Genomic DNA, 21,679 nt, shown 5'->3' on the forward strand with positions numbered 1-21,679 from the left:
CAGTCAGCGTCAACTGTTGTTTCTAATGGCGCGCTGGTTCTGCATGTATATGTCAATGGTGCCTTCATATATTTCATTCAGCACCGTAAACATCACCCCAAAAAGAACAGACGCCATCGCCTGAACAACACACGCCATAATGACCGCCATATTGATCTTTGTGACGGCCTCACTTTGAAGATGAGCGTTAAGCTCAACCGCTTGATACGTGCCAAACTGAAGCCCAAGCCACACCGAGGCAATGACCGAGGCGGCGGCGACGATCCAAGCCATGGTGACCATCCAGCGCCATTTTTTCTTCAAGCCTTCCATCTGGTCACCTTACTATTCTTCTTGGGATACAATACTGTCACCATCAGCATCATCAAGACGAACGGTTGTAACTGATAGCTCTGCATCTTCAGGTATTGAAGGATTTGCCCATGGCCCAAAGCTATTAGGTGACAAAGTCCAAGTTAAAGTCTCCCCCGGCTCAATCCCGCCCGGTATAGTGTAATTAAAGCTCTCCCGCACCCATGGCACGCTTCGCCCGGGGCTTTTTAGCACACCCTCGAAATAAGCTCTTGAAACCGCATGTCCCGTTCTATTTGTTACCGTAAGTTCAATAACAGGGTTTTTGCCATACATGCCTTCTCTGAAATAGAACACTGCCTCCTGAACAATGAAGCCATCAAGACTCGCGCTCAAAATATCATTGTTTCTTTCAGGCTCTTGATCGTTAATATTGATGGCAGAACCCATGATCTCTGACGCAGTCATTTCCAATATTTCTGACATTGCTTCATTTTGTGCAATCTCTATCTCAGATTCAGACATATTTCCAAATTCAATAAATGACCTTTCACCCATCACTTTAGATAACATTAGCGAAGCAAGCCCTTGCTGAAAAGCTATTGCCTCTGATTCGCTCATGCCGTCTAGCATCTCAGAAATAGATGCATTGAAAGCCTCCTCGACCTCATTACCACCTTCCGCAAGCACAAGCGAACTTTGACCCAGCGCAAGAGAAGCAAGAGCAATGCAGACCGCAATTTTCCGAAAGTCCTTTTTCAGCCCTCCCACCAGCGCCGCAACAATCTTCCAAACGATGCCCATTTACCACCCCCGCTTTCACCTTCATTGCACCGCTTGCTATCTGTGCGCCAGCCCAAGTGATTCAACTCAACCCAGCCACCGCACCCTTCGCAAAGCTCCATATAGGTCTCGCCCGGCTTGCAGAGCCCGCGAAAATGCTTTGCTGCCACCTTCTCGCCAAACAGGCTAGCAGCGCAATCTCGACAGTATTCAGCCACGACAAGCCCCCGTTGAGTCAACCCAACAGGGAACGTAGCGCAATTGGTTAAGTTTGGCTAGTTGTTGCGAGGCTCCAGCACCTGGTAGGGCTTGCCCTCGCCTTCTGCCGCGTATTCGTTGTACTCGCTAATGGCAGCCATCAGCTTGGCGTTGGCCTGCTCCAGCGCCTTTGTATGGCGGTGCAGTTGCTCGGCATCCAGGGTGTACACGACCTGGCTGGGCGCGTTGGCGCCCAGGGTGCCGTGGAGCTGGCGGCGGATGGCGACAACGGCCTGATTCCGCGCCAGCGTTAGCGCGTCGATCTCTTCTTTCAACTTGGTGCAGCGGCCAATGGCTTCGTAGTTCGGCATGCCGTTGTCTCCTGATTACCGCGCCAGCGTGGTTTGCAGGCAGGTGGTGGTTTTGGCCAGCGAGCCGACGAAGTTCTGAATGTGCGCCAGCTTTTCCTCTGCCTTGCGCTGCTGGATGCCACGGGTTTGGCATAGGTGCGTGAGGGCTTTCAGCTCTTCCTGAATACCGGCCACATTGCCCACTTTCAGAGTGGCACCGGTGCGGGCGGCTTCCAGCAGTTGCTTGATGAGGCGGCGAATGTCGGAGTAGTACATCGCATCCATCCCCACCAGGTGGTGTTCCTGCCATTCGTTCCATGGGCGCGTGAGCGGGTAGTCGATCTGCTCGGCGGTGGGCGCTGGCAACGCGGCCTTGCCCAGGTACTCGCCTTCCAGCGTCATGCGGTGGATGTACTCGACGGCCTCGGGCAGTTGCTCGGGGGTCAGTTCGTCGATGTGCTCCACATTGAACCGGTGGTGCACCAGGCTGTAGGCCGCGCGAAGGCCCGCCCGCTCGTCGGGGGTGGCGGTGCGCAGGTTGACGGCCTGGCCTTTCTGCCAGTAATCGCTGAGCACCTCGAAACACTCTTCCTGGTACTCGACCAGCTTGCTACGCACTTCTGGCTTTACGCGTGAAGCATCCACACCAAACAACCAGCCATTCAGCTTGGTGAGCGGCAGTGTTAGGGACTTCTGAAGACCGCCTTTTGAAGGGGTGGTTATGATAACCACCCCTTTGGAAAGCACAGGATGGCGCAGGATACGCTGACGCTGTGAGCGCCAATCAAGACCGATGCTTTGGCAAATCGTTTTCATGGCTACACGCACCACTCCCTCAACATTGAAGGTGGGGATCTTGGCGCCATGGAAGTTGATAGAAACTGGAGAAGCTGCAAGTGCTGACATGGTGAGACTCCTTTTGCTTAGTAAAGAGTCCGCCACCAACCTTCCTACAGAATGGAGGCGAACCGTACGCGGGGTAGGAAGACCGGAGCAAAAGGAAACCCGGCACACCCGAAGGTGTCCCACGCACGGCCCGCCATAACGGGCACAAAAAAAGCGCCTTTGGGCGCTGTGCGCCTTTTGCTTTGCCAGGGTTCCTACACCCGAGCCACTGATTTTGCAGCGGCAAGGGAATGTTGGCCCAACTCGGCGCAGGCGTCAAGCTGCCTGTTCATTATGGCGGCGTTGCGGGCCGTTCCCAACCCTACGTATTGACCTGTTTACATCCACAGCTACCCCCAGTTCTCCATGGCATATTCCATGGTGGTTTCGGGTTGGTCGGCGTGGGGCATCAGCTCTGTGAGCTTGATGGCGGGGCTGCCTTGCTTGCGGTGCATGTTGGCCTGCTGGCAGGCCAACAGGGCGGCGGCGCGTTCGATGCGCATGCCGGGGTGCAGGCTGCCCCGCTTACGGCGGTACGCTACCCAGCCGAGGTATTCGGGGTGGCTGAGCGTGACTTGCGCTTTTTCGATGGTGTTGCCGCCGATGCCGTTGAGGACGAGTTCGTGCCAGAGCTCGTCTTCGTCGTCGAGCTCTGGCGGGGCTTTCCCAGCCCGCTCACTTCGCCAATCACTCGCAGCAGTTCATTGGTGAGCGGTGCGCTCAGGGGGCCGCGTGATGGGTCGGCCTCGCCCAGCACGTCGGCCACCGTCATTACCGGTTTGCCTGCTTCGTCCACGATGCAGTGGGCGATGCGGGCGGCCAGCGGGTCGCCCTGGAGCTGGGTGTAGACGATGTCGCTCTTGGCGGTGGCGTAAGAGAGCGGCAGCACGAACACCGTGGCCTGAAACTCCTGGCCTTCGTGCTTCCACTGGATCTCTTTTTGCACCGGTTGCCGCGACACGAAGCCGCTCTGGGCGGCCAGCGTTTCCAGATTGAACGGTGTCATTCTTCACCCCCGCCACTGCCGTTGCTGTCGCCGTTCTTGTAATGCCAGGTGCCGCGCCCGCTGCGCTGCAGGCTGCCGGAAACGGTCACGTTGGCATTAAGCTGGAAATCGAACGGGAAGTCGGCGACGTAGGCGCGGCAGTGATAGAACGTTCGGGTCGTGGGGATCGTCACCTCAGCGCTTTCGCCCGAGCCTGTAATGGTGGGGGCGATGTCTGGCGTACCGTCGGAGAACCCCACGTACCAGTTCATGGTGGGCGTGGCGGAGCCCTCGGCCAGTTCCTGCAGCAGTCGGTGCGATTCTTCGCCTGGGTCGGCGTTGATGGACATGGTGCCCTGGCCAGGCTGCGCCAGCCCCGCTTCGTACTGCATGGCGTCCAGCTCTTCCAGGTCGGTGGTCTCTACCTGGCTGCGCGGACTGCCGCCCGGGTTGAACGCGGTGCAGCGTTTCAGGCGTACAATTTCGCCCGTTTCCGGGTGCTGAAAAAATACGCTGGTGCCTTTCGTGAGCATGGGGTGTTCCTCTTATTGCGTGGGGTGGTACCAGCTCACATCAAAGCTGGTGGTTTCGAGCTGGGTGTTGGGCTCGGTGGACGTGCCGCCGAGGCGTTCGATGTAGCAGTGGGGCTCCAGGGCGCGCCGTAGCGCGTTGAGCACGGCGGTCACGCTGGCGGGCGTGGTGCCGTAGATGTCGATCTGGATGTTCCAGTCATCCACGTCGGGCGGCTCGTCCAGGTAGTTTTCAGGCACGCCGTTCAACACCTGGTACACGGCGTAGGGCGTGGCGACGTTTTCAGGAGCCTTGCCGAACGGGAAGAGCCGTGTCGGCCCAACGCCCAGCAACGCGGTTACCCCCGCGTTGGCGGCGCAAATGGCAAACAGTGGGGGCATAGTGGTTCCTTTAGCGCTGCCCGCGCTTGATGGCGCGGTCGAGTGCCTGGTTGTAGGCGGTGATGAATTCGCTGGTGGCAGCCTGGATGTTTTCGCTCAGGGCACGGCGCATAAAGGGTTGAGCAGGCGCTGGTGCCACCTCTTTTCCAAAGAACTCTCCTGACTCAATGTTGGCCAAGGCGCCATCTCCCTTGGCTTGAACCGCTCCACGGCCAAACTCGATAAAGCGCCAGTGAAAGGTATCCCCTCCCGGATTACCTGCGCCCTTTCCCTTCACCTCGCCGCTGGCGGCGGCATAGCCACGAGCACCGCCCAGCACGCCCACTCGAAACACAAGGTCGCCCAAGCGGCGAAAATCCTTTGGCGAGAATCGAACGACTATGTTGTCGGCAATACTCTCCGGGCTTTCGGGATCATCAACCCGACGAGCATTCTCTCTTGCTCGATCTCGAATCAGGTTGGACGCCTTGCGCATGGCAAAGCGCCCACCCTTTCGGCGCAGGTCGTAGCTGATGCCGTCCATGCGCGCCAGCAGCGGCTCCAGGCCCTCGACGTTGGCGGTGACGGGGTCAACCATCGTTCACTCCCTCGCTGTACGGCAGCGTCAAATACTCCCGACCGCTGCGGTTGTCGGGCAGCACGCCTTCAATGTTGTAGATCGTGTTGCCCTTGCGCACGCGCATGGTGCTATCCACCTGCAGCGCTGGGCGGTAGCGCATGACCAACTGCCCTTTTACTTCGCTCTGCGCCGCCTGCGCTGCCATGAACGCCCGCACACTGGCAGGCTCAATGGCCATCCACGCCTTGCCAACCTCGACCCAGCCCTTGACCATGGCGCCCGAGTCGGGATCTTGCTCTTCGTTGCCGGGGCGTTCGATGGTGACGCGGTGGCAGAGTTTTCCGGCTTGCATTTACTCCACCCGACCGTATTTCTTCAGGCGTTCGTAGGTGCCGCGTGTGAGGCGCATTTTCTCGCCCGCTTCCTTGCACACGCCGCCGTCACAGTGGCGGGTTTTCAGCGTGGCCCACACCCATCCAGCCGTGCCCTTCTTGGCGGATGCTGGGGGAGGCGGCACATTTTCAGGAGGCGGCGCTGGGGGTGGCTCATCTTCGGGCGCCGCGCCTTCTGGGGGTGCGGGTTTTTCGGGGCTGGTCGTCTCGGTAGCGGTTTCTGCTGCCGGGTCGGCGGCGGTTTGACCTGCTGACTGCGCGGCCGTTTGGGCAGCTTGAACGGTGGCAGTTTCGGTCTTGGCGGCAGGCTTCGTCGCTTGGGCAGTCTCTTTCTTGGCAGCCATGGGGCCTCCTAAAAGAAGTAGTGGCGGTAAGGCTCAATCAGTGCCTTCACGCCCATGGGTAGCTCTGAGGTGGTGCCGTGTACCACGCTCTCCCGATTGGCGTACCAGTGGCCAATCAGCAGTAGCATGGCGGTACTGATGTCGTCATCGAGCACCAGGGCATGAGGATTGTTCGGGTTCCCGCTCGCATCCTTGGGCACTGCCGAGGCGGTGGCGTAGAGCGTTCGCCCTGTGTGGTTTTCGACCATACGGGCGGCGGACCCGCTGTAGGTTTCCAGCAGCGCATCGTCTTCGTCGTCGTCCGGCTCAAGCCGGACGTGCTGCTTAATGATGTCCAGCTCGAGCATGATCGACTCCGTTATTCAGCCGCGCCGCGTAACGCCTTGATGGCCGCCACGTCTTGCAGTACGCAGTCAAAGCGGTGGAAGGCGAGGAAGCCGGTCTGATCGAACTCGGCATAACGCTCAACCAGACGCTTCAGCACCATGTAGCGGATGCGGCGGATGATGAACTGCTGGAAGTCGCCCGCGTACATGAACTTGGCGTTGGCTGCCAGGTCGGCAATGGCCTGATCGATGAAATACTGCTTGCCGAGAATGGTGGCAGGCACCACGCCTGCGACCGCTGGCAGCCACAGCGGGCGGCCTTGCAGGTCTTCCATTTCCGTCATCAGCTTGAGCGTGTTGTCGTTCATGCCGATGCGGAATCCAGGGGCGCGACGGTAGGCAGGGTCAACCGAGTGAATCAGACCGTTCACCTCTTTCCAGGTGAATTCGTCAGTGGCGGCCGCCGTGGTCACTTGCGTGACGGACGCCTCCAGACCCTTCGGCTGGAGCGGCGTGCCAGCGCCAGTGCCCTTCACCAGGTAGCGGGCTTCGCCGCGACCCAGGCGTGAGCCAATGCGAGAGGCCAGAAAGCCCTCAATGTCGATGCCGCTGTCTGACAGCAGCTCGTTGGACACGCGAATGACCTTGGAGCTGAGCTTTTTGCCGCCCAGCACCACTGTACCGAACTCAACGTCCTGCTCGGTGGTTTCTGTGTTTTCGCCCAGCAGTTCGCCCTCTTCCGCCGTGCCGTCGCTGGTGGGCCAGTCGAGCGGGTTGCCGCTGTCCGTCGTGAGGATCTGCGCCACCCCTGCGAGGCCACCATAGTCTTTCATGGCTTCGTGAATACGGTTGAGCATTTCACGGGGGACCGTGTAGCCGCCCTTTTCGTTGGGGTTTGTGGCGTTAGCGCGCATTTCCTGCAGGATCTGACGCTGCTCTTGCGTCATTTCTGCCGCGCCATGGCGCAGGAACGCATCGAACGCCTGGGCGCGCTGCTCGTCCGCGCTGCCGCCTGCACCGTGCTCGTCGCCGCTTTCGCCGCCGTTAGCACCGCCTTGGCGGCGGAACTCTTCGGCAAAGCGGTTGTCGGCGTCGCGCAGCTCTTCTTCGCGCTCGATCTTAGCGTTCAGCGCATCGATGTCGCTTTTCATCTGCTTCCAGGTGGTGCGCTGTTCATCGGTCCAAGCGTTGTCACCAATGGTTTCGTTCAACGCCCGCATGTCTTTTGCAATGGCGTTGTATTTGGCTTTCAGTTCGGCGAGTGTCATGGTTTGGCCTCAAGCTCCGATCATGTCTAAAAAGCGCTCGCGGGCGCGGCGCTGGTTGATGGCACGCTGAGCAAGACCCTTGATCTCGCTGCAGCGTGCTTCTAAGGAGCGCGCTGCGGCGCCCGCGTCTTGGTAGGCCGGATATGTCACGGGGGACACATCCAGCAGGCGGCTGAATCGGTTGATGGTGCGCACGATCAAGCCGTCTTCGTCTTCGCGCCATTCGTCGCCGTCCGGGGCAACGCGAAACGCAAAGGAGCTTCCGGTAATGTCGCCGCGACTCAGGGGCGCTAGCACCAGGTCGCGGACGGTCTGAGTGTCGGGCGGAGTGATTTCGTAGCGCAGGCCTTCGGCGTCAATCGATAGCGCCAGCGTGCTGCTTCGGGTGCGCCCCAATACAAAATTGGCGTCATGATTAAACAGTGCCCGCACGTCATCGCCCAGTACGTCATCGAACGCGCCGGGGGCGATCTCCTCCTTGAACAGGCCCATGATCATTTCAGAGCGTTTGTTGAACACAGCGCCGTGGCCAATGATGCGGGCGGGCTGCCCTTCTTCGATTTCCGCGCGCACCTCACAGGCCAGCGCGCGCTTTTCGGTCTCGCTCATGAGGTGGGTTCCTCTTCGTTGGGTTGGCCAAGCTGGCTAAGCGGCTGGGCGTTGACGCTCATCAGCATGTCGCTGAGGCCATCGCGGGGGTTCATGTCCTCGAGGGCGCGCACTTCATTACGGTCCAGCCAGCCGTCGGTGATGCCGCGGTGGTAGAACTCGGCGCGCTCTTTCGGGGTGCCGCGCAGCAGGCCTGCGACGTTGAACTTGACGTAGTAACCCGCCGCCCGCTCACTGCGCGTAAACACGCGGCGGTTAATCTCTTCTTCCCAGTTCTTCACCCAGGGCATGATGGTGTGCCGCACGAACTGAATGGCCTGCTCACTAATGTTGCTGAAAGTGGCTTTTTCCAGGTCGTTGATCATGTGCGCGGGCACGTTGAAGATGCCGGCGATTTCCGAGCGGTTGAACTTACGGGTTTCGAGGAACTGGGCGTCTTCGGGTGGCACCGTGATCGACTTGTAGTCGAGGTCGGCAGGCAGCATGAGCGTTTTGTTTTCGCTGCTGCGCAATCGGGCTACCGACTCTTTCCAGGCCTCCTTGAGGCGCTCCCAGCTGTCCTTTTGCAACTGGGTCTTCACGCCCACAATGCCCGTGGGGCGGCCGCCACCTTCGAAGAACTCTTTTCCGTATCGCTGCGCCGCCAGGCCAAGGCCGATGGTGTCGCGGTGCTGGCTAATCAGGCTTTTGCCTACGCGAAACGACGAGCCCAGGGCGCGAACGTGAATCATGTCCTCGACCTGTATGGCGCGGCTGCCGTCTTCGTCGTGATTGGTGTAGATCCAGCGGTTACCGTTTTTGACCAGATCGGTCTCCCACGGGTAGCGGCTGACCAGCTCGCGTAGCTCGCCTCGGTTGGAACGGATGATTTGCGTGTATCCATTGCCCCAGCCCAGTACGTGGGCCTGCTTGGTCTCGCGCCATTTGTAGCTGGTTTGCCAAATATTGGGCTCGTCGTGCAGCAGCCAGTACGCGGGGTGGTCCTTGGCGGCCTCGATGTTTCCCCCTTGCTTGCGCATGACCCCGAGGGGCAGCTGCGCAATGGAGCTGCTCAGCACATAGATGCAGGCGTAAACCGCTGCCAGCCGCATGGCGGAAAGGTTGTTCACCGTGATAGCCATGTCACCGCCAAAATACTCCGCCAGGTTCTGGCCGGTCAGGGGCGTGCTTGGGCTCTCGATACTGTTACGTTGGCTGGGCGATGAGAACAGGCTGTCCAGAATCATGTGCCACGCTCCTTTTCCCCTGCGCGGCGCTTGGCCGCGCGGGTTGCCGCCAACGCCAGCAATAGCAGCAGCGCGCCGCCATAGATCAAGGCGTCAGCTAGGCCGTACCGCAAAAACAGGCCGTAGTTGAGCGCCCCGAAGCCAATCAGGCCCAGGGTGTCTAGTAGAAATTGGCGCATTCACATCACCAGAATGTCGTCGTCTGTAAGGGATTCGAGAACGCTGCCACCTTCCTGGGCCGCATTCATCGCGCGGCCGATGGCCATGATCAGCGCCACCGCGCCATCGATTTTGTTGTGGCTGCCCTGCTTGATAGGGCGCACCACGTCGTCATTGCCTGGCAGGTATTTGCCCACAACGTTGCCAACACACCAGGTCATGATGGGGTGGCCGTCGTGGTGGAATCGGCCTGTCAGAATCGCCGCCTCCAGCTCTTTCATGGGGTCCGACATGTGCGTGTAGCTCTGCTGGATAGTGACCGGGTTCATGCCCGCGTCATCCAGTTGGTGCGACAGGTTGGCAGCACCGTGTGGGTCGATGCCCGACTCTTTAGCCGGGGCCTCTTCGTGGGCTTCTGTCGCTTGCGCCAGCACTTCGCGGTAATCGATCTCCGCGCCCTCGGTTTTTTCCAGCTGCCCCGCTTCTACCCATCCCTGGTACCGCTCTGCTGTCCGGCGATCCTCGTCGTTAAATACGGTCTCCTCGGGCGCCCAAAACGTTGGCCCTACGCAGTAGTAGTGGGCTTTGCCATCGATCTGTTTGGTGAACACGCGAACCATGCCGGTGAGGTCCAGCTTTCGCGCCAGGTCGAAACCGTAGTAACAGTCAACGCCCTGGAGCTTTTCGATGGTTAGCGTGCGGTCTTCGCACTTGCGCCAGGCTTCCATGTTGAAGAAGCCGCCCTTTGACGACACCCAGATATTGAGGTGTTTCGTCTTGTACTTGTTGGCAAGGCGAGCGCGTGCCACTGCCTTGTCACGCTGGCTACGCAGGTAGTCCAGCTTTACGGAAACCCCAGCATTGGGGTTGGCCTTCAAGATCGCCTCGTCAGTGGTCCAGTCGTCGCCTTCATCGATGGTGTAGATAATGGCGAACAGCTCATCATCTACGCTGATACCCTCCAGCATCTCGATGGCGCGGTCGCGCATTTCGTAACAGGGCCCGGCTATATCGAAGCCTGCCGTTGTTATTACCCATACAAGCGGCTGGGATCGGGCACCCATGCCGGTGATCATGGTGTCGTAAAGACGTGAGTCGGTGTGTTCGTGGTACTCGTCAATCAGCGACAGCGATGGGCTGGAGCCGTCGCCGGGGTCACCAATTACCGGTTCAAAAACGCTGCCATCTGTACGCTGCAGCTTCTTAGCCCAAGGCACAATGCCAAAGCGCTTGCGCAAGCTCGGTAGACGCTGGGCCATCTTTAGCGCTGGTCTAAATACCTCCCAGGCTTGTTTCTCGCTGGTCGCGCCGCAGTAGACCTCAGCCCCGTATTCGTTATCTGCACAGAATGCATAAAGCCCTGCGCCAGCCACCTTGATCGACTTGCCGTTCTTGCGCGGCACCTCTTCATAAACTTCTCGAAAGCGACGCAGGCCGTCAGCTTTGCGAACCCATCCGAAGACCATGGCAAGGCTAAACAACTGCCAAGGCTCAAGCGTGATGCGCTGGTTACCTCGCGCCCACTCGCCCTTGGTGTGGGGTAGTAACTGGACGAACTTGCACACCCGCTCGGCCTTGTCGCGGTCGAATCGATAAGGGTAGCTTTTGGCCTTGCTGGCTTTTACGTCGTTGAGGTGTCGAGCGCAGGCCTGCTTAACGTAAAGGCATGCGGGAATCTTGCCGCCCACCACGTCTCGCGCGTACTTCTGCGCCGCGTTGACGTTGGGATATGCGGCCATAGATTAGAACTCGTCGAATTCGTTACCCTCTTCGCCCCCACATTCACTGCTACCAGCACCCAGCATGCGCAGGCGCGTGAGCGGATCTAGGCCGAGCAATGAGCCGAGGCGCGATAGCTGCGCAATGTAATCGTTACGGGCAGCGACATAGGGCGACTTCTTAATACTGCCGTCGGCGGTGGTCACTACCATGCCGCCGTCCTTAGCCGCCCAGTCGGTTATTTTCAGGTCGGCCTTGATCATGTAGGCGAAGCTGTTGCAGTAAGCCAAGAGCAATGGCGCGTCTTCTGGCTCAAACGTACCGCGCTCGATGAGTATTTTGCTCTGGCTCTTCCACAGCTTGACGGCGGTTTCATCAATCAGCTCTGGCGGCGGGGCGATGCGTGAAATCGAGCTTTGGTGCTGCATCGAGGTTTTGCGTTTTCGACCACCACCCGATGCCCGAACGGGCGCGGCATTTCCCATCCGTGCCTCCGGAAAAATTTTCGTTATTTCTCGCGTAAAAAAATAAGCCTGGGGGTGCGGTGTCCGCTGGCGATGCCTGTAGAGATTTGCCCCCCCTCCCCCCTTGTCAGCCGCCGCGGTGGCGGGCGCGTAGCGCCTCCTGCTGCGTCTTGGCTTTGTGGCAAGGCCCACATAGCGCCTCAAGGTTAGAGGGCACAGTCAGCCCGCCTTCGGCCTCTGGCTTGATGTGATCGACCGACTCAAACGGAGTGGCTCTGCCGTTGCGCTTGCACTCCTGGCACAGGTAGCGGTCGCGCTCGGCCACCGCTTCACGCATTCGCCGCCATGCTCGACCACCGCGACCTCGGCCAGCGCGGCCACGACTCCACGCCTTAGCCTGGTCGGCATGCTCATCGCAGTAGCCGTGGGCATGCCGTGTGGTCTTGCGGCACAGCTTGTCGCGGCATGGGGTGGGTGTACGGGCTGGCATTAATCAATCTCGTCAGGTTCGAGGAACTGCGGACCGCCCGCGCCGTCGTCCGTCACGTCAACGTCTTGAGAGAGCAGGTAATCGACAACCTGCTGGTTGCTCTCCGCCAGGCGATTAATGGCCTCGGTCTGGGCCTGCAGTGCAGCGACCAGGGCTGCCATATCGCTTGATTCACTCATCATCAACACCTCGATCACCTACACCGACTATCTCAACCACCGCCCCGCGATCCGCGTTAGCACGACGCCGCAGCGCCTCATACTCCGCCAACAGCAGCAACAGGCCGCGATTGCTATTGAGTATCAGGTTTGGCGCGGGTAGCTCGCTCACCAGGTGATGCGGGACCGTCGGGCAGTCGCACGCCATCGAGGGCGCCGGGGCGCTGGAGCTCGCGCAGCCAGTCATTAATGCCAGCTGGCAGATCGCTATCCATCCACGCGCGCGATTCAGCATCGGTCTCTCCCAGTTGTTCAAGCGCCCGAGTGCTGGCGCGCATGTCGTCGGCAATGATAGTCAGGGCGCGGTCACGCTCGGCCATGGCTGAGTTGAGCGTTTCAATCTGCTGGCGCTGCCATTGCTGGTGCTCCCGCAGGATCTCGGCGCGCTCTCGCTGGCGCTCTGCCTCGCCCTGGTAGGCGTCCCGCTGGGTGATGATGTGCTGCCAGTAGAGGTAAGCGCTTGCCAGAGCCAAGCCACCCAGCGCCCAACCCATTACCCGCCCCTTGAGCGAAGCAATCATTTGAGCCACTTCTTAACAAATGCCAGCAGCACCTCATATAACGCGTCTGCTTTGTTGCGCACCCACTCAATACCCATGATCGACAGAAACACGCATGGCGCCATGGCTAGTGCATCCGGCACTTCGTAGTAATCGGCTGCCCAGAGAAATACTGGATATAGTGATAGCGAAAGAATCGTTCCCACCGTCGCGCTCATCAGAGCCTTTGTCCAAGGGCCGCCGTTGTGCAGTACAGTGATAAAGCCAACAGTGAATGTTGCGGCAATAAGCTGTAGCCAGGGCATCATATCCAACAGCCACTGCCAGTTGCTCGGGTCGCGGTTTGACATGATGCGCTTCTCTTTTCGTTTCGGACTCATGAGAGACCACCTCGGCGGGCGGGAAGGTCAGGCAGGGTGGCGACGCTCCAGCAGAGCGCGCTCATACCAGGTCTTGTCGGCGTCACACAGGACGCCCTTGGCCCGCTGGTATTCGTACAGCAGGCGCTCCAATGAATATTCGTGCTGGCCATACCCCGCCCCGGGCAGCGACGCCCAGATGTTGCGGCACCGGTGGATGGCATCGGCAATGCGGCCCTCTTGAATCAGATGCAGCGCCTTTTGCTCGCGGACCTGCTGAATAGCGCACCGGTCCTGACTGAGCGGCCCAAAATCCGGCAGAGCCAGCAGGGCGCGGTAATGACCCCAGTAGCGGTACAGTTGCTGGTAACGCCCTGCCGCCGTCGAACTCAGCCCCTTGCGGATCCGCACCAGACGATTTGGGTGGTCGCCGTAGTCGTCCATCAGAATCAATTTACTGGGCAGCGAGCCCACGATGACCCGGTAACCGTTATCGGTGCGCGGGTCGCTCAGCATGGGCTTGCCGATCTCTGCAAACGCCAGGGTATCGAGAAAGGCGCACACGTTGACGCCGCCCGCTTGGGCAGGAGTGATAACAGGCATGGGCAGTCACTTGATGTAAGAAAGCCCCGGCACGACCGGGCAAGGCGCACCAGGTGGCACGCAATGGGAACAGCGGAAAGCAAAAAGCCCCGCTGGGTGGCCAGCAGGGCTTCATGATGTGTGGCGGCTAGCGACATTGAGCGCCAGCCTAGAAACATGGTAGGCCAATCGTGTAGTTAATACAACATGTGGTATTCCTAAATTTGCGCCAGCAGCAAAAGCTGCACCCTGGCTTCACGGGCCGCGTTCTTAATGGCCATGCCATTCTTGAAGATCGGCACGGACGGCGCCGGGTTAGGGATGCGGCGCTTGATGCCCGCGGGGCTTTCAACCAGCACCACGCTGGCAATATCCCCCATCACTGCCAGCGACCCCATTTGCAACATGCGCGAATAGATCGGCAAGTGTTCGGCGATGAAATCATAAGGGCGTGCCCACGGCTGGCCCTGCTGGGTCGGCATAGGGTGCAGCTTGGCCGCCCGTATCAGCACCGCCAGGCGAGCGCGGGGGCGTAGCCGCGCCTGCGCCAGCCACGCCTCGGCATATTCATGGCCTCTGTGTATGCGGATACCGCGGTCATACGCCATGGCCAGCGGGTCGGCACTCGCGGTACCGCCCCCGGGCTGCTCGCCCAGGGTGGCGGCTGAACTGAAGGGCTGGTAACCCTGATTCTCATGCCAATGCCAGGTCAGGCGCTCTGCCTCCATGTCCAGCATGCGGTCCACGAATACACGCCCTGCCTCCGGGTCGTGCTCTGGGTGACTGATCCGCGCTCGCTCGCGCAGCTCACGAATCCCCATATGCTCATAGTTGCGCGCCATCGTCCCCACCTCTTTCAACACCATTATCCCTTTCTCCACTCGGTGCCGCCTACAGCAGGTCGCTCACCATGGTGGCGATACGTAGGCATCAACTCCGCATAGCGCTTAAGCACACGCTTTGCCTCTTCAAGCCCCACGGCCAACACGGCGCAGTAGCCGCGAGCCTCTGCCATCGCCAGCCAAGCACGCTGGCTGTCTGCAAGCGGCGCGGTGTGAGGTGGAGAAGCTTTAAACTCCATATACAGTCCGTGCCAACCGCCTCTAGCATCCATCACCACCAAGTCACTGACACCGCTTTTCACACCCTGGCGCTTCATGGCCGCGCCGGTGCTCTTGCTGCGCTGGCCACCATTAGGAACATGATAGATAGCGTCGTATAGCTTCCCCACCAGCTCCCCGCGTTTCTTCTCGCCCATCAGCCAGCGTATTAGTACAGCTTGCTCGTTACCTTCCCAATCAACTGGGCGTTTGCGGGGTGTACCGCTCTTAGTGAGCGCACGTGGGCGGCGCGGTTTTTGTAATATGGTCATGCGGCACCTCTCTGCTGCCCTCGCTGACGATCCGCTCCCACTCGGCAATGAAAAAAGCCATGATTAACGTCCTCCCATTACTGTCAACGGCACACCCGCTTGCGCCAACAGCTCACGGCGCCGTGCCTCTTCACGCTCACGGGCCTCTCTGCGCTGCTCAGCCTTCTGGTCAGCGGGCTTATTGATCAGCTCACGCAAATGGCTAACCACCCGCTTACGCTGCTGCTTGCCTTCCTCTGTCACCGGCTTGTCAGGCGGGGCCAGCAAATGCGCCACCTTGGGGGCGGGCAGCTTGCCAGCACTCACTGCATCGTTCAGGACGATCTCGCGGCGCTGCGGGTCATGCCCTAACGAAACCACCCACTCAGGCTGGCGCCCTTCTGCCTTCACCGCCTCCAGCTCACGCTCATACGCCGCCAAAAACGACATACGCGCCCCCACCTTGTCGCCACCAGCCAGCACCGGCTTAGCAACGGCAAAGGCGCGGGCAATCTCAGGCGTCCAAACCACCGTCTCCTGCTCGTCTGTGCTATGCAGCGCCAGCGCCCACGCCTCATTGCCAGTCAGGTGTGCATTGGCACTGGGTAAACGCTCAATGATGGCCGCCAGGGTCAGCTTTCCGTGTAGCTCAGCACGGCAGCGGGCCAGTGCACGGCAAATCTCATCAAACGGGTAGCCGCTCAGGTCTTCCGCCATCAGCATCCCGACAGAGGGCCGCATTTCCTGCCCGAGCACTTCCGCTGTGGCGTAAACAAGATCCAACACCTGTTCGTGCTGAGCGTCGGTTAGTGGCATGACAATCCCTCCTGCTGGGCGCGGCGCTGCCGTAGCATGGCTTTCGCTTGCTCAAGATTGCTGAGGTTGGATTGAGTACTATCGACTTGACGCGCCTGGGCCTGTGTGACCTGCACACCGGTGGTGCACTGGGTGGCGATTGCCTCGCAGTCAGCGAGCAACAGCGACACGGCATGTACCTTGCTGAGGTAAAACTGATGGTTCATCTGCAGGTAGAACGCCGCCACCTTGGGCGCCAGCCTGCCTCCCACGCGGTCGACCAGTTGCGCCATCTGCCCCGCCGTCTTCTGGTTCCACACAGGCCAGGTGCCATAACGCTTACGGTAAGCACAGGCGTAGTTCGCCCACGCCTTGAACGTCTTGGCTTTCGGGTCGCGGGTACCGGGCATGTCGGCAGGAATACGCGCCAGCAAATCAGCGGCAGATTCCTGCGAGGCTTGCGGGGTGGGTTCAGGTTCGTCAGCGCCCAGATATTCACCCTCCGATGCATCGGGGCTTGCCCCCGGTGCAACAGTACTAATACTGGACCCCTCTAATTGAACCCCTAAACCTGAACCCCTCTCTTCACGGTTTTCCGAATACCCCTCTTCGGAATTTCGAATAGGGTTCTCCCCGTTTTCCGAATACCCCTCTTCGGAATCTCGAATAGGGTTCTCACGGTTTTCCGAATACCCCTCTTCGGTTTTCCGAGTACCCTTTGGCGCTGCCTCAAGCGGGCGCTTCATGAAGATGCGGCGCTCAACAATTTCTTTGCCTTTGCGGATTTGCTCTACGCGAATCCAGCCCTTTTTCTTGAGGGAGCCGATGACCTCAGATATTCGGTTAGGAGACAAACCGAAGAACTCAGCAAGCTTCTTGTTGGACTTGAAACAGCCCTTCTCGGGATGCTGCAGGCTGTCTATCTCAACTAGCATGACTTTCTCTTGCATAGTTAGGGCATGATTCAGCCAAATCTCGGCGGGTATCCAGACACCACGAAAGGCGCGCTCATCGCTCATAGCGCACCCCCTGCCGCGAACATGTCGCACTGACGCTCTTGCTCAACGATGCAGGGGCTCAGCCACAAGCACTCAGTACGCGGCACGCTGCCATAGCGTGAACTTCCGGACGTGGGCAGCGTTACACGGCGCCAGCCACTCAAGCGGTTGTTGTAGAGCGTGGAATCGTAGCCGCTGATGAGCACAAAGCCCTTTAGGGTTTTCACGAACTCCAACAACGCCTCATGGTCAGCCAGCGTCATTTCGTGGCGGTAATAGCCGGTACTGCCGCTGCTGCGTGTTTCCGGTAGATACGGCGGGTCGATGTAGTGTAACGTCTCGGGCGTATCGTGCTGCGCCATCACGTCCATGGCTGGGCGGTTCTCGATAACCACGTTTCGGAACCGCTCACTGAACTGGGGGATCACGGCCGGGATACGTGCCCAGCACTTGGCTACGTCTGAATGCTTGCCATCTGGGCGCGTGTAAGTGCGCATGCCTGAACGCCCACGAGTAGCGCCAGCGCTTCCAAAGCTTGCCCAGGCACGCAACAGCGTACGGCGCGCTTGCTCGATCGGGTCGTCGCACGGCACTTGGGAAAGGTTGAACTCTTCACGGGCATACGGCGTGTAGCTGCACGCATGAGAAAGGCGTTTAGCGCTATCTGGATCACGCAAGACGCGAAACACGTTAACGATCTCGCTATCCATATCGTTGTAGACCTCGGCGCCAGCAGGTTCTTTCTGCAACAGCACGCCAGCGGCACCCTCAAACCGTGCGCCCTCTTCCATTGCGCTCATAACGCGGTCAAGGTCTTCACCACGCCCTGAGCGAGACAGGCGAATTACGGTTGAAATGCGGTTTAGTAGCATTAGCATCGTTTCGCCCTCCTCAAAGCCGACGGCCAAGACGACGGATAACGGCAGCCGAAAGCTTGCCCTCCTGCTGCATCTTGGCTAACTGGTCGGAGTAGTTCGTACCGCCCTCAAGGCGAAGGTCTGAGTCGGGAATGCGCCCACGGCGAGTCCAGTCTGTAACCGTGCTAGGTGAGACGCCAAGCAGATCCGCCACGGCATTGGGGCCGCCACAGTCCTTGATTACGTCGTAAAGAGTGATGGGTCGAAGAGGAACGTCGTGATCAGCGATCATCGGCGTTAGCGATTCAGTAGGGAGAGTCACGGCAGGCGCCTCAATCACAGTTAATACGTAGAATATACGTAGATAACCGTACTAAGGCAAGAATTGCGTATTTTTGAGCAATTACATGTGCGCTTATAGCCGCTAGACTGCGTTAAATAACGCAATAACGCTTCTTTATATAACGCTCGGTTAAGGAGTAGCGCCGGAATGGATGACAACAAACTCTCGGAGCCTGATAGAGGGGTGGTCTGGGAGCGTGTCAAAAGCTGTGCTCAGAAATATCATGGTCATCCAATTGAGCGAGGCATCATGAAGCTTATTGCTATTGACGCTCAAACCTCACCGCAGTACGTGTCAGACTGGAAAGCGGAGCGCTCCCCTATCCCTATGGCAAAGCTTACCAAGCTTGCAGACCTCTATAAGGTTGGCGTCGGTTATTTGGCCGGTTTCACTGACAGCCCCGACCAAGCAGCTCCTCAAGACGCTTCCGAGATTAATGTTGTGATGGCGGCGCTAGTTGAGAGGGCTATTGAAAAGTCCAGCCGCCCCGTCGATGCAAAAAAAGCGACCAAGCTATGCTCTATAGCTATTAGCATGCTTTCAAAAGGCGAGAATCAAGCTTACATACTGGGCACACTCATAAACGAAGCCGAAGATATTACCGACTAGCCAAAAATTAGCATTTCCTAAACCCGCTTAAAATAGCGGGTTTTTTTATGTCTCTAGCTTCATGACTGGCATTCTCACGCACTCCAATATACTGTATATAAATACACTATACAGGCATTAGAGGTAGGGGCATGCCGGCCATAATCAAAAGCACTAAAAAGAAGATCTCAGAAGGAAAAAAACAATCTGCATCAGAGCATCGGCCTACCACTGCTCCTATTGATCCTGCGTGCCGTAGGGCGATAGCCGCCTTTATAGACCGTGTTAAATACTGACTTGATAAGCATTTCAGGCGGACAAAGTACGTAACAACAACTTTAAAGTACGTTCGATGCTTGACTCAATACGTATATCTACGTAGTTTTATAGATATACAGTATTTGAGGCCAAGCCATGAACCTTACCCCTCGGCAATCCCAGATAGTCCTACTCCTCGCTCAAGGCCATACCGCTGACCAGTGCGCCGAAGCGCTTCACCGCTCCGTCGCCACTGTCCAGCGACACATCCTTCTTGCTAAAGAACGGCTGCAAGCGCGCAACACCACCCACTTAGTCGCACTGTCGGTTGCTCAGAAGCTCATCCACCTGATGATCGTCTGCACCCTACTCATCAGCGGCATCAACCCAGACGCGCTCACCGCTCGCCATCGCCCACCTGCACGCACCCAAACCCGCGTTAGCACAAGCCGCAACGTCTCACGCCGTGACGTGGGGAGCGTGTACGTATGAGCATCGCCGACAAAACCATCGGGCAGCTGGTGCTTAACCGCGTTCACGACCTCTCCGACATCGTGATGGAAATGAACATCAAGCAAGGGCGGAAAGCGGGGCTAACTGTTACCGCCGACGGCGTGTCGCTGTGGGAAAAGCGTGAGGATGCGTTGCCAGCATCTTTTTACACCCCGCTTCCCCCGAGCATGACGCCACAGCGCGCGCTCGAAGGGCTGGAGAAAATGCTGGAAGACGTGCGCACCTACACGCGCAAAGGCGGTGCCCAATGAGCAACCACACCCAACAAGCGCTGCTGAGCCTAACGGGCATCGTGCGCACGCTGCGCGAAGAGGCCGAAGAAGCGCGCACCAATGGCGCGCAAATCGAGCCGGTAGCGCTGGAGCACCACGCCGCCCTGCTCGATAAAGCCCGCGACGCGGTGGCGTTTGAGTACGAACAGCGCCTAACCAACGACGACACGGTTTGGCTAAAAACCGTCATGAAGAGCCTAGCGCGCTGCGTCAAAAGCGCTGAAAAAACGGGCTGCACCATCGGCATGAGCGAGATACGCGCCGTGATAGAGGTTGTCAACGATGCCCGTGTGCAAGGCGGTGCCCAATGAGCATGGTCATCAGCCTCAGATTCGTCATCAATCACTGGCGCCTATTCGCAATGCAAGACGGTTACACCCTCTACAGCACGGTGATTTATGCCCAAGCGGTGTTAGGCGGGGGCTATCTGCCTGCTTTTATCGGCAAAGAAGGCACAAAGATCATCGTTCGCATGAACGTCCCGCTACCCACCGAGCTATCCGCACGAAATGCGCTACGTGACGTGCTGTGGGGCGCTCATATCGAGAACCGTATCAGCCTACAGCGCCACCCCCTTGAAACCGATGGCACAGCACAGGGGCTAGCCGCATGAGCAAACAACGCACTAACACCGTGTGGGCAGTGGGCCTACTAGCCGTGATCGCCGCGCTAGGCATGCTCGCCGAGGGCGAAGCCGAAGACGCCCAGCGCTCACTACTCATGTACTGCGAAGGCGTTGCAATCTGGGAAGCCGAAAAGGCCCGTGGTGTACCGCGTGACCAGCGGGCAGGCCACTTGGACTGGGATAACCGTATTGATGTAGCCCAGCAATGCCCAGGCATGCGCCCCGCCCTGCCCGCCCTCAATGATTACGCGATGCCGAGCATCGTTCCCGTTAACCAGATTGTTCAGTTTTGAGGTGATGATGACCGCAATTCAGAAAACGCCCCTCGAGCGCTTCCAAGAATCCATTAGCGAGCACCAGTTAACCATCATTCACGATGACGGCCTGCATCGTCACCTGCGCTGCGCTCGTCCTCAAAGCAGCAACAGATATTTCAACATCACTACATGGCCGGGCTTCCTGTGCATCAGCGGTGATATGGGCTGCTACGTCTTCCAGCGCGCTGATGACATGTTCAAGTTTTTCCGCAATGAAGAGCTAGGCATCAATGCCAGCTATTGGGCAGGAAAGCTACAGGCAGGCCCAGGTGCCGCACCTGGCGATCTTGCCCAGGAATGGGCGTCCTCAAAGTTCCAAGCAAGGATCAAAGATTGGTTTGACGATGCCACCGAGGAATGGGGAGAAGAAGAAAAGCGGGAAGCATGGGAAGAGGTAGAGATCGAAGTGTTAAGCGAGGCGGACAACGAATACACCGCTATCAACGCTGCTCTGGAATTCCGCTTCAACGATAAATATCTGTTTCAGGACTTCTGGGAAGTCGACTGCAAGCAGTGGAAAAGCCACTACCTCTGGTGCTGTTACGCCATCGTCTGGGCTATCCAGCAGTACGACGCCGCTAAGGAGGCAGCATGAGCACCTTCCGCGTATACGGCATGACCGAATGCAAAGCCCTGCAGCTAGCCCGCGCTCTACCCCCCCAAGCCGGGGAGTCGGCGAGCGAATACGAGGAACGGGTAATGGAGCGCTTCAACGTGATCATGGAAAGCAAGCGCAAGGTGCCATTAAGTGCGCCGTTCGATGCGCCCCAGTACGCCAAGCAATTTATAGAGATCGCGAAGCGGTCAGGGCGAGCGCGAGACCTGCGCATCATGTTCCCGAAAAAAGTGCAGGTCATGAAGCGCAATAAGCCCGTTACCAAAACCGTTTGGCAGGAGTACACACAATGACGCCCAGCGAATTCCATCCCTACACCGGCCAGCAAAACACGCGCTACTTAACCGTGATCGTTGCAGTGAGAAGCGAAAGCCCCGACTCAGCCATCAAGCAAGCAGTCGAAGCCTTCCCGTTGTTTGAGAGCCCCAGCCACGCGCCAGATTGCGAAGTCACCGCCATTAGTTGCGGCGATGCGCTGGCGGAACTGGATAGCCGCACATGATCGACCAAGCCGCCTTTGACCGAATT

39 protein-coding genes are annotated in these 21,679 nt (G+C 58.7%); 9 read left to right on the plus strand and 30 right to left on the minus strand.

Features of this window, described 5'->3' with window-relative positions; genetic code table 11:
• Positions 1-9 precede the first annotated feature (9 nt).
• The 30 genes from HP566_RS04525 to HP566_RS04670 all read right to left on the minus strand — a co-directional run bounded on the left by HP566_RS04525 (position 10) and on the right by HP566_RS04670 (position 17,941).
• Positions 10-312 (minus strand): hypothetical protein, encoded by a 303-nt coding sequence (locus HP566_RS04525; protein ID WP_249976070.1) that lies wholly within the window; start codon positions 310-312, stop codon positions 10-12.
• Positions 313-324: 12 nt separating this feature from the next.
• A complete protein-coding gene (locus tag HP566_RS04530; protein ID WP_249976071.1) occupies positions 325-1,095 on the minus strand; it encodes a hypothetical protein in 771 nt (256 codons plus the stop codon).
• A gap of 254 nt (positions 1,096-1,349) precedes the next feature.
• The gene (locus tag HP566_RS04535; RefSeq protein ID WP_249976072.1) at positions 1,350-1,643 is read right to left on the minus strand and encodes a hypothetical protein; all 294 of its coding nucleotides are present in this window, start codon (positions 1,641-1,643) and stop codon (positions 1,350-1,352) included.
• Between the two features lie 15 nt (positions 1,644-1,658).
• On the minus strand, positions 1,659-2,528 hold the full coding sequence (locus HP566_RS04540) for a phage antirepressor N-terminal domain-containing protein (RefSeq protein ID WP_249976073.1): 870 nt from the start codon (positions 2,526-2,528) through the stop codon (positions 1,659-1,661).
• 329 nt (positions 2,529-2,857) lie between these two features.
• The gene (locus tag HP566_RS21830) at positions 2,858-3,112 is read right to left on the minus strand and encodes a phage tail assembly protein T (protein WP_425348173.1); all 255 of its coding nucleotides are present in this window, start codon (positions 3,110-3,112) and stop codon (positions 2,858-2,860) included.
• Positions 3,046-3,513: a phage tail assembly chaperone family protein, TAC gene (locus HP566_RS04550; protein WP_249976075.1), complete on the minus strand. Its 468-nt coding sequence runs from the start codon at positions 3,511-3,513 to the stop codon at positions 3,046-3,048. Before HP566_RS04550 ends, HP566_RS21830 begins: the two co-directional genes overlap by 67 nt.
• A complete protein-coding gene (locus HP566_RS04555; RefSeq protein WP_249976076.1) occupies positions 3,510-4,025 on the minus strand; it encodes a phage tail tube protein in 516 nt (171 codons plus the stop codon). Before HP566_RS04555 ends, HP566_RS04550 begins: the two co-directional genes overlap by 4 nt.
• A 12-nt stretch (positions 4,026-4,037) precedes the next feature.
• A complete protein-coding gene (locus HP566_RS04560; RefSeq protein WP_249976077.1) occupies positions 4,038-4,403 on the minus strand; it encodes a DUF3168 domain-containing protein in 366 nt (121 codons plus the stop codon).
• 10 nt (positions 4,404-4,413) lie between these two features.
• Complete coding sequence (locus HP566_RS04565; RefSeq protein WP_249976078.1) at positions 4,414-4,980, minus strand: HK97-gp10 family putative phage morphogenesis protein; 567 nt, start codon at positions 4,978-4,980, stop codon at positions 4,414-4,416.
• A complete protein-coding gene (locus HP566_RS04570) occupies positions 4,973-5,314 on the minus strand; it encodes a phage head closure protein (protein WP_249976079.1) in 342 nt (113 codons plus the stop codon). Before HP566_RS04570 ends, HP566_RS04565 begins: the two co-directional genes overlap by 8 nt.
• Positions 5,315-5,698, minus strand: a complete 384-nt coding sequence (locus tag HP566_RS04575; RefSeq protein WP_249976080.1) for a hypothetical protein — start codon at positions 5,696-5,698, stop codon at positions 5,315-5,317.
• A gap of 8 nt (positions 5,699-5,706) precedes the next feature.
• Entirely contained in the window at positions 5,707-6,045 is a 339-nt protein-coding gene (locus HP566_RS04580) for a head-tail connector protein (RefSeq protein ID WP_249976081.1), read from the minus strand.
• Positions 6,046-6,056: 11 nt separating this feature from the next.
• Complete coding sequence (locus HP566_RS04585) at positions 6,057-7,292, minus strand: phage major capsid protein (protein ID WP_249976082.1); 1,236 nt, start codon at positions 7,290-7,292, stop codon at positions 6,057-6,059.
• A 9-nt stretch (positions 7,293-7,301) separates the two neighbouring features.
• Positions 7,302-7,901, minus strand: coding sequence for an HK97 family phage prohead protease (locus tag HP566_RS04590; RefSeq protein ID WP_249976083.1), 600 nt, complete (start codon positions 7,899-7,901; stop codon positions 7,302-7,304).
• Positions 7,898-9,127, minus strand: coding sequence for a phage portal protein (locus HP566_RS04595; protein WP_249976084.1), 1,230 nt, complete (start codon positions 9,125-9,127; stop codon positions 7,898-7,900). The genes HP566_RS04590 and HP566_RS04595 overlap by 4 nt, the downstream gene beginning before the upstream one ends.
• The gene (locus HP566_RS04600; RefSeq protein ID WP_249976085.1) at positions 9,124-9,306 is read right to left on the minus strand and encodes a hypothetical protein; all 183 of its coding nucleotides are present in this window, start codon (positions 9,304-9,306) and stop codon (positions 9,124-9,126) included. The genes HP566_RS04595 and HP566_RS04600 overlap by 4 nt, the downstream gene beginning before the upstream one ends.
• Positions 9,307-10,974 carry a terminase large subunit gene (locus HP566_RS04605; RefSeq protein WP_249976086.1) on the minus strand — a complete coding sequence of 556 codons (1,668 nt, stop codon included), beginning with the start codon at positions 10,972-10,974 and terminating at the stop codon, positions 9,307-9,309. It abuts the gene before it with no gap.
• A gap of 54 nt (positions 10,975-11,028) precedes the next feature.
• Positions 11,029-11,490 (minus strand): P27 family phage terminase small subunit, encoded by a 462-nt coding sequence (locus HP566_RS04610; protein WP_249976087.1) that lies wholly within the window; start codon positions 11,488-11,490, stop codon positions 11,029-11,031.
• Between the two features lie 106 nt (positions 11,491-11,596).
• The gene (locus tag HP566_RS04615; protein WP_249976088.1) at positions 11,597-11,959 is read right to left on the minus strand and encodes an HNH endonuclease; all 363 of its coding nucleotides are present in this window, start codon (positions 11,957-11,959) and stop codon (positions 11,597-11,599) included.
• Positions 11,959-12,138 (minus strand): hypothetical protein, encoded by a 180-nt coding sequence (locus tag HP566_RS04620; RefSeq protein WP_249976089.1) that lies wholly within the window; start codon positions 12,136-12,138, stop codon positions 11,959-11,961. The genes HP566_RS04615 and HP566_RS04620 overlap by 1 nt, the downstream gene beginning before the upstream one ends.
• The gene (locus HP566_RS04625; protein WP_249976090.1) at positions 12,131-12,289 is read right to left on the minus strand and encodes a hypothetical protein; all 159 of its coding nucleotides are present in this window, start codon (positions 12,287-12,289) and stop codon (positions 12,131-12,133) included. The genes HP566_RS04620 and HP566_RS04625 overlap by 8 nt, the downstream gene beginning before the upstream one ends.
• On the minus strand, positions 12,252-12,698 hold the full coding sequence (locus tag HP566_RS04630) for a hypothetical protein (RefSeq protein ID WP_249976091.1): 447 nt from the start codon (positions 12,696-12,698) through the stop codon (positions 12,252-12,254). The genes HP566_RS04625 and HP566_RS04630 overlap by 38 nt, the downstream gene beginning before the upstream one ends.
• Complete coding sequence (locus HP566_RS04635; RefSeq protein ID WP_249976092.1) at positions 12,695-13,057, minus strand: hypothetical protein; 363 nt, start codon at positions 13,055-13,057, stop codon at positions 12,695-12,697. The genes HP566_RS04630 and HP566_RS04635 overlap by 4 nt, the downstream gene beginning before the upstream one ends.
• 27 nt (positions 13,058-13,084) lie before the next feature.
• The gene (locus HP566_RS04640; protein ID WP_249976093.1) at positions 13,085-13,639 is read right to left on the minus strand and encodes a glycoside hydrolase family 24 protein; all 555 of its coding nucleotides are present in this window, start codon (positions 13,637-13,639) and stop codon (positions 13,085-13,087) included.
• A 197-nt stretch (positions 13,640-13,836) separates the two neighbouring features.
• Entirely contained in the window at positions 13,837-14,460 is a 624-nt protein-coding gene (locus HP566_RS04645) for a hypothetical protein (protein ID WP_249976094.1), read from the minus strand.
• Between the two features lie 23 nt (positions 14,461-14,483).
• Positions 14,484-14,990 (minus strand): VRR-NUC domain-containing protein, encoded by a 507-nt coding sequence (locus tag HP566_RS04650; protein WP_249976095.1) that lies wholly within the window; start codon positions 14,988-14,990, stop codon positions 14,484-14,486.
• Positions 14,991-15,053: 63 nt separating this feature from the next.
• On the minus strand, positions 15,054-15,785 hold the full coding sequence (locus HP566_RS04655; protein ID WP_249976096.1) for a hypothetical protein: 732 nt from the start codon (positions 15,783-15,785) through the stop codon (positions 15,054-15,056).
• Positions 15,776-16,783 carry a helix-turn-helix domain-containing protein gene (locus tag HP566_RS04660; protein ID WP_249976097.1) on the minus strand — a complete coding sequence of 336 codons (1,008 nt, stop codon included), beginning with the start codon at positions 16,781-16,783 and terminating at the stop codon, positions 15,776-15,778. Before HP566_RS04660 ends, HP566_RS04655 begins: the two co-directional genes overlap by 10 nt.
• Positions 16,780-17,640, minus strand: coding sequence for a DNA adenine methylase (locus HP566_RS04665; RefSeq protein ID WP_249976098.1), 861 nt, complete (start codon positions 17,638-17,640; stop codon positions 16,780-16,782). Before HP566_RS04665 ends, HP566_RS04660 begins: the two co-directional genes overlap by 4 nt.
• A gap of 13 nt (positions 17,641-17,653) precedes the next feature.
• On the minus strand, positions 17,654-17,941 hold the full coding sequence (locus HP566_RS04670) for a carph-isopro domain-containing protein (RefSeq protein ID WP_249976099.1): 288 nt from the start codon (positions 17,939-17,941) through the stop codon (positions 17,654-17,656).
• A gap of 168 nt (positions 17,942-18,109) precedes the next feature.
• Between HP566_RS04670 and HP566_RS04675 the strand changes: the two genes are divergently transcribed.
• The 9 genes from HP566_RS04675 to HP566_RS04715 all read left to right on the plus strand — a co-directional run bounded on the left by HP566_RS04675 (position 18,110) and on the right by HP566_RS04715 (position 21,653).
• The gene (locus tag HP566_RS04675; RefSeq protein WP_249976100.1) at positions 18,110-18,571 is read left to right on the plus strand and encodes a hypothetical protein; all 462 of its coding nucleotides are present in this window, start codon (positions 18,110-18,112) and stop codon (positions 18,569-18,571) included.
• Between the two features lie 393 nt (positions 18,572-18,964).
• A complete protein-coding gene (locus tag HP566_RS04680; RefSeq protein ID WP_249976101.1) occupies positions 18,965-19,300 on the plus strand; it encodes a response regulator transcription factor in 336 nt (111 codons plus the stop codon).
• On the plus strand, positions 19,297-19,572 hold the full coding sequence (locus tag HP566_RS04685; RefSeq protein ID WP_249976102.1) for a hypothetical protein: 276 nt from the start codon (positions 19,297-19,299) through the stop codon (positions 19,570-19,572). Before HP566_RS04680 ends, HP566_RS04685 begins: the two co-directional genes overlap by 4 nt.
• Positions 19,569-19,904: a hypothetical protein gene (locus HP566_RS04690; protein ID WP_249976103.1), complete on the plus strand. Its 336-nt coding sequence runs from the start codon at positions 19,569-19,571 to the stop codon at positions 19,902-19,904. Before HP566_RS04685 ends, HP566_RS04690 begins: the two co-directional genes overlap by 4 nt.
• A complete protein-coding gene (locus HP566_RS04695; RefSeq protein ID WP_249976104.1) occupies positions 19,901-20,206 on the plus strand; it encodes a hypothetical protein in 306 nt (101 codons plus the stop codon). Before HP566_RS04690 ends, HP566_RS04695 begins: the two co-directional genes overlap by 4 nt.
• Entirely contained in the window at positions 20,203-20,511 is a 309-nt protein-coding gene (locus HP566_RS04700) for a hypothetical protein (protein WP_249976105.1), read from the plus strand. The genes HP566_RS04695 and HP566_RS04700 overlap by 4 nt, the downstream gene beginning before the upstream one ends.
• A 7-nt stretch (positions 20,512-20,518) precedes the next feature.
• Entirely contained in the window at positions 20,519-21,130 is a 612-nt protein-coding gene (locus HP566_RS04705; RefSeq protein WP_249976106.1) for a hypothetical protein, read from the plus strand.
• Positions 21,127-21,444 (plus strand): hypothetical protein, encoded by a 318-nt coding sequence (locus tag HP566_RS04710; RefSeq protein ID WP_249976107.1) that lies wholly within the window; start codon positions 21,127-21,129, stop codon positions 21,442-21,444. The genes HP566_RS04705 and HP566_RS04710 overlap by 4 nt, the downstream gene beginning before the upstream one ends.
• Positions 21,441-21,653, plus strand: a complete 213-nt coding sequence (locus tag HP566_RS04715; RefSeq protein ID WP_249976108.1) for a hypothetical protein — start codon at positions 21,441-21,443, stop codon at positions 21,651-21,653. Before HP566_RS04710 ends, HP566_RS04715 begins: the two co-directional genes overlap by 4 nt.
• The last annotated feature ends 26 nt before the right edge of the window (positions 21,654-21,679 follow it).

This window comes from Vreelandella olivaria, assembly GCF_023507745.1.
Classification (GTDB): Bacteria; Pseudomonadota; Gammaproteobacteria; order Pseudomonadales; family Halomonadaceae; genus Vreelandella; species Vreelandella olivaria_A.